The organism is Coprococcus sp. TF11-13 (assembly GCF_003481085.1).
GTDB classification, from domain to species: domain Bacteria; phylum Bacillota; class Clostridia; order Lachnospirales; family Lachnospiraceae; genus Coprococcus; species Coprococcus aceti.
Genome location: NZ_QUKK01000024.1, coordinates 1 through 1,958, shown reverse-complemented (window position 1 = coordinate 1,958; position 1,958 = coordinate 1). Strand labels below are relative to the sequence as shown.

At 34.9% G+C, this 1,958-nt stretch carries 2 protein-coding genes; both read left to right on the top strand.

Annotated elements, in window-relative coordinates:
- A partial coding sequence (locus tag DXD11_RS14055) for a hypothetical protein (protein WP_207664981.1) occupies positions 1 to 460 on the top strand: 460 nt, incomplete at its 5' end.
- A 10-nt stretch (positions 461 to 470) separates the two neighbouring features.
- On the top strand, positions 471 to 809 hold the full coding sequence (locus DXD11_RS14050) for a hypothetical protein (RefSeq protein ID WP_147344001.1): 339 nt from the start codon (positions 471 to 473) through the stop codon (positions 807 to 809).
- Positions 810 to 1,958: the final 1,149 nt, after the last annotated feature.

The following is a 1,958-nucleotide window of genomic DNA, read 5'->3' as shown; positions in this document are numbered from 1 at the left end:
TGGAAAGAATAGGGGTATGTCTACTAGCAAAGGACGGGTGGAGTCTGAAAGAAGTATTATTTGTGAGGGTGGAAGTAAGACAAATTTCAATAACGAAATACCTAGAAGTGGAGCAGAGTGGAATGAATATTTAAAGGGAAAATATGGTGCAGACAATGTTCGTTGGAATATCAATTCTGTTGATGACATTTTCAGTGACCCGACTAGACTAAAGGGGTATACTGTAGATGAGTTGCAAACTATACTAGGGAACGACTGGACTAGAGGTGTATACGGAAGTAATGGTGGTGGATGGAAATTAATGAACGGTGATATTTCTATTTTTTATCATCCAGGCGGAGGTAAGCATGGAGGTTCATATTATGGAATATCATCTGGAGCTACTGGAAAAATTAAAGTAGTAAATCCAGAGACTTATATTCCACTGAAGGGTGATAAAGCAACTGTAATTTATGATTAGGGGTGACAAAATGATTTCGTTAGAAAAAAGATATGAGAATTTTAAAAGTACAATTGAGGAATGTGGAAGTTATCTGCTTCTAGAAGATGATGATACAATTAAACATAATCTATTTGAAGAATTTTCAATAGATATAATTAGTTTCTTGCACGAAGATACACTAAATCTTTTTTTAGATGAAGGTATGATTGATAATGATATATTAGAGAAAAGTATAGAGTTAAGGAATGCTTATTTGGAACTAGAACGTATTCCTGATATGCTTAATGTTGAAACTGTAAAAACATCTGAAAAGTGGAAAAATATATTAAGAAAATCAGATGAAATAAGTGAGTTGCTTTATTGGTAAAAATATTATTTAGAAAGTTATTTCAAACTAAAAACGGAGACAACCTAAAGATATGTTAGGGTGTCTCCGTTTTTTCTTGTCGTTTCAAATTTACCAGCTCTAGAAGAAATACAAAACAACATTGCATCGTCATACGGAAGGCAACTGTAGATATGAAACATAATCCATTCAGATAAATGAACAAGAATTTCAGATGAAATGTAACAGATTGAACAAATGCATTGTTTTATGAGTAGAATTAGTTAAAAAAGGAGTCCTAAAAACGGTAAAGCAGATATAAAAATGGTCAAAAGGCGGTAATTTTTATGTGGATATTCCTTCTGGTGATGCAAATATATTATAAATAATAGGATAAATATTCACGATATGTAATTGCATATTAAATTTATTGAGCCAGCAGAGAAACGTAAAAATCTACTGGCTTTTTCTATGCCCTCAATTCTCCACAATTACTTTTGAAAAATCTCTTATTTTTTTAAAAAATCCCATATCAAGTTACTTTCTTTTGAACATCTGGTGACAGTGTGTCCGTTCAAAATCCTGCATATAAGGAAAGTGCCGATGTTAGAGCCTGGGGGAATTAACCACTCAGAGTCCAACAGAATTGACCAATTTAAGCTCATTAGAAATAGCCAATGCACCAACTTATCTAATTGCTTATTGTCCCTTATTCAACAGGATCATTGATTTCTATCGAATAAGTTTTTAAGTTTCGTCCACGATAACTTTCTCCCTTCATGAGATAAACGGTAGAAAACTTAGTAGTTCCAGCAGTTCTAGGGGTATTCCTGTGCCAGTCTTAGCTGGTGCTTTTGCTGGTTCTGCCCTTACGAATGCACACGTTGTCCTACGTTTGTCTTTACGTCTTTTGGTGCTAACTACTTCCACTGTGGCATGAAAAGGCAAAACAGGGCGAATTACGGCTTGTGGTTTTAGTTCCTATTCGTACTGTATTTGGAACTAGGTTGCTACTGCTGGGTTCTGCACAGGCAATGGCTTGATTATGGAACTTTAGAGGCTGGAATTTAGGAACTATAAAGAATTTACAGGTGTTGCTGGTACGTGTGTTGCATTTGTTCCAGCAACATCTATACTTGACAAGTACAGGGGGGATGAAAATAATGGGGAATAGAGGCGTGCTTTTATATG